4 protein-coding genes are annotated in these 3,940 nt (G+C 56.8%); 1 reads left to right on the top strand and 3 read right to left on the bottom strand.

Annotated features, from left to right (window positions below; all coding sequences use genetic code 11):
• Together ACOI1H_RS23955 and ACOI1H_RS23960 are read right to left on the bottom strand one after the other, a co-directional pair.
• On the bottom strand, positions 1–447 hold a 447-nt coding region (locus tag ACOI1H_RS23955), incomplete at its 3' end, for a hypothetical protein (protein WP_422440705.1).
• Between the two features lie 112 nt (positions 448–559).
• On the bottom strand, positions 560–1,861 hold the full coding sequence (locus tag ACOI1H_RS23960) for an RNA-guided endonuclease InsQ/TnpB family protein (protein ID WP_422440708.1): 1,302 nt from the start codon (positions 1,859–1,861) through the stop codon (positions 560–562).
• Positions 1,862–1,894: 33 nt separating this feature from the next.
• Between ACOI1H_RS23960 and tnpA the strand changes: the two genes are divergently transcribed.
• Complete coding sequence (tnpA, locus tag ACOI1H_RS23965; protein WP_422440706.1) at positions 1,895–2,404, top strand: IS200/IS605 family transposase; 510 nt, start codon at positions 1,895–1,897, stop codon at positions 2,402–2,404.
• 132 nt (positions 2,405–2,536) lie between these two features.
• On the opposite strand, the gene ACOI1H_RS23970 is transcribed toward tnpA, so the two are convergent.
• Positions 2,537–3,940: ATP-dependent DNA helicase (locus ACOI1H_RS23970; RefSeq protein WP_422440707.1), on the bottom strand; the 1,404-nt coding region annotated here is incomplete at its 5' end.

The raw sequence follows: 3,940 nt of genomic DNA on the forward strand, positions 1-3,940 counted from the left end.
GGAGGATGAAGACAAGCTGCTAAGAAGCGACAGTGTCACATCACGCATTTCAGAACCAAGATCAGGATGGGCCATCCGGACGACACGTAGGGCCGCGAGCTTTAGCAGTATGCGCTTTTCACCCTCAGTCTCGCATGCGTTAAGAAGTGCTGCGGTGCGGCAAAAGGTTGGCCGCGCATTGATGCGCTGCATCATCTTCAGTGATCCGGTCAACTCGCCAGCAACTGCATCCCTCCGCCCAAGCGTCAATTTTGGATTGGCGGCCCGATCGATACTTCTTGTTGGAACCCATAGATCAAGCAAGCCGCTCAATGGAACGCCGGCCTGCACCTTTGGATCGCTCAGGAAGTAATGAATGGCTACCCCGGAGGTCGGAGGGTCGAATTTCAGATCGGCGAACCGATTAACGTCAGATCTAAATGAACTGGATGCTTTCTTGACTGGCATATGGTGACCGCACTGCTCATAACTTCATGTCGGTCATCACAGAGCGATCTTGCATGGTCAAGCCATCTGTGACTTCTCCCCGGACTAAAGTCCGGGGCTTCAGTTTTTTCAATCAGGCGGCCGTTGCGGCGTTCTGATGGGATGTCTGATCTTGCTCCGGCAGAACCGGGCTTCTTCCTGCTTCAGAGATGCCAGCGCAGAGCTCTCCACAGGCTGATACCGAATGTCCTTCGGCGAGTATGATCTTGAGACCGCGACGGCGGATCTCCTTTGCGGCGTGGGTATCGGCATGCTCGGCATGACCGCAAGCCACGCAAGCAAACGCGTCTTGGATCTTGCGGTTCTCCGGGGAGATGTGCCCGCATGCGATGCATGTCTGCGATGTATGGTGGGCAGCGACCTTGATCACCCGCTTGCCTACCCATCCGGCCTTGTAGGCCAACATGGTGCCGAATATGCCCCAGCCCTTGTCGAGAATGGCGCGGTTCAACCCCGCCTTCTGTGCGACGCGCGAGCCCGGGGCTGTGAGCGTGCCCCGCGCCGACGCTGTCATGTTGTCGATCTTCAGATCTTCCAGTGTGATCACGTCGTGGTTCTTGACGATTGTGCTGGAGATCTTGTGCAGTTGGTCTTTCCTCCTCCGCGCCTGGTGCGCTTTGAATGCTGTGAGGCGATAAATCGCCTTGCGGCGATTGGCAGAGCCTTTCACCTTTCGTGCGACGCTCTGCTGGAGTCGCTTAAGCCTGCGTGCCTCCGGCTTCCCCTCGGTCGCACGTCCCAGTAGTGATCCGTCAGAGAGCGCCACAGGCACGGTCACGCCGCGGTCGATGCCGACGACCCGAAGATCAGCCGATGGCTGGGGCCGGACGCTGACCTCATGGATCGACGCGAGGCAGGCATACCAGTGTCGTCCATCGCGGATGATCGTGATGGTCTTGATGATGCCTTTCACCCTTTGGTGCTGGTTGATCCTGATCTTGCCATGATCACTCGGACGGCGTCCGAACTTCGGCGCATGCAACCAGTGGGGTGTGAGTGAGAACTGGCCCGGGTCCGGAAACCGGAAGCTGTCGCCGTCCATCTTTCTGCGCGGCGTCGGATACTGAGACACCCCTTCGAAGAAGCGCTGATACGCCTTGTCGAGATCGCTGAGTGCCGCCTGCAAGCAGTGCGACGGCACGTCCCTCAGAAATGGGAACGCGCGCTTGAGTTCCGGAAGCTCATTCTGCTGGGACTGGTAGCTGATGTGGCGACCCTGGCACGACTTGAACCTGCGCCAGTGATCTCGGCGCTGCTCGAGCCCGAGATTGTAGACCAGCCGGCAGCACCCCGCGATCTGCCTGAAGGCAGCCTCCTGCGCAGGTGTCGGATAAATCCGGAAACGATATGACTGAACGATCTTCACGCAGGTCATATTGGCCAAAATGTCCTGAATAGAAGTCGTCCGATGCCAATCACGAAGAAATATCGCCGCAAACGGCACGCGGTCTCCATGCTTCACGCACATCTCGTGTTTTGTGTAAAATACCCACGGCGGATCATCACCACTCGGGCGTTTGAAATTCTGCGACGATCGATGAAGCGCACATCACAGGCAATCGGTGTGGATCTCGTCGCTGTGCAGGCCGACGGCGACCATCTGCACGTTATGATCTGCTACCCGCCTGGCATCAGTCTGTCCGAGATCGTCCGGCGACTGAAAGGGGCATCGTCGCGACACCTGCGCCAGCACCGGCTGCCGGAAGTTCTTAAGCAACTCTGGGGCAATGCCTTCTGGTCACCAAGCTTCTTCGTCGTCTCTTGCGGCGGCGCACCGCTGGGTGTCATCAAGGAATACGTCGATAACCAGGACAACCCTCATCGCAAGCGGAGACCAAAGGTCCAATCAGACGCGATCAGGAAAAGCGCAGGGCCCTATCCCCGGACTGAAGTCCGGGGATTGCGGGCCAACTTATGATGTTCGATTGACCGAGGTCACAGAAGTCCGAAAATCGAGGTCCAAAACAAACGGAAAAATTACTCTGCGCAGGACCAAACACAAGAGAACGACTACGACAAGCTCACCAGCGCCATGCAAAGCCCGCCGGGCTCACGAGTCTCCAAAAGCAAGATTATCTGCGGATTTCGCCCAATCAAGAAACCTGATCAACATGTCGTCGACCTGAACGTCCGATGGCAGGATAGGTCTGGCAAAGCTGAGGCCGGCAACGGACTTCGCGCGCGACAGTGCGACGTAAAGCTGCCCTGGCGCGAAAGCGCCACGGCCGAGATCCAGGCGGACATCTTCGAGCGTCAGCCCCTGACTTTTGTGGATCGTGATGGCATAGCCGACGGTCAGCGGGACTTGCTCGTATATCCCGGTGGGAGTGTCGACAATAGCTTCATCTGTGTCATCCCATTTCTGACTGGACTTGAGCCAATTTGCAGCAAAAAGACGTATCGCAGTTTCATTGCCATCGAACAGGACGGCAACCCATGCGTCTTCGAAAACACCGCTGCCATCGCAAAAATCGACGACTTCGCCAAGAGATCCGTTCACATAGCCTTGTGCCGCATCGTTCTTCACAGCCATAACGCGAGCACCCCTGTAGAGTTCTAGCCTCCGAGGTGCCGGCAAGACCGTTTTCTCTTTCTCGAAGGCCCCGCCGGCGCGGGCGTGCAACACGATACACTCACCCTCCAAATCAGCATATCGGTCACGCAACTTGCCGATCCCATCCTCGTTGTAGGCATCAGCGGCAGACCTGGTTGCAGTCAGCAATAGCGGCGCAAAACCTGATCGATGATCTCGTGCGCACCGCTGGTTCAGCCAATGCACGGCGTCATCAACGCAGCGGCCCTCCCTGATATTTCCAAGTGCGGCAATCATCTCAGGATCAGACTGACGCCAGACCTTGGTCAAAGTGGCTACCCGAATGGGGGTGCTTTGCATGACCTTGGCAGAGAAAGCAAAAGGGGTCTCGTATCCAAGGCGATCAAGGAGGTTGCGATCCTCCTCTGTCACTACAGGGGGCAATTGAAGGAAATCGCCAACCATGATGACCTGGACACCGCCAAAAGGCAGATCGGGATTGCGCAGCAACCTCAGACGGCGATCAATGCCATCAAGGATGTCGGCCCGCACCATTGAGATTTCATCGATGACAAGTCTCTGCATCCTGCGATGCACAGGTCCAAACCTCTCATCCGGCTCCATCGCTGTCACGTCGATCACGCCGATCGGCAAGCGGAAGAATGAATGAACAGTAGAAGCCTTGAGAGCCAATGCTGCAACGCCTGTGGGCGCTACAACGACCTGTTTCTCTCCACCCGGAATGCGTTTCATGTAGTCTATCAGTCGGCTCTTGCCTGTCCCGGCGCGACCAGAAACAAAAACCACCGGTGCCCCCGATCTTACCGCAGCAAGAACTTCTCTCACGCCGGTCTGATTTTCGTAGTCTAAATCCAACTCAAACCGCGCGGACGCTTGAACTGACTGACGTTCTTTTCTTAG

This window comes from Loktanella sp. DJP18 (assembly GCF_049310965.1).
Classification (GTDB): domain Bacteria; phylum Pseudomonadota; class Alphaproteobacteria; order Rhodobacterales; family Rhodobacteraceae; genus Loktanella.

Excerpts from the sequence above, each read along its gene's own strand:
- ACOI1H_RS23960 (WP_422440708.1), bottom strand. The coding sequence starts at position 1,861 with ATGACCTGCGTGAAGATCGTTCAGTCATATCGTTTCCGGATTTATCCG.
- tnpA (WP_422440706.1), top strand. The coding sequence starts at position 1,895 with ATGCCAATCACGAAGAAATATCGCCGCAAACGGCACGCGGTCTCCATG.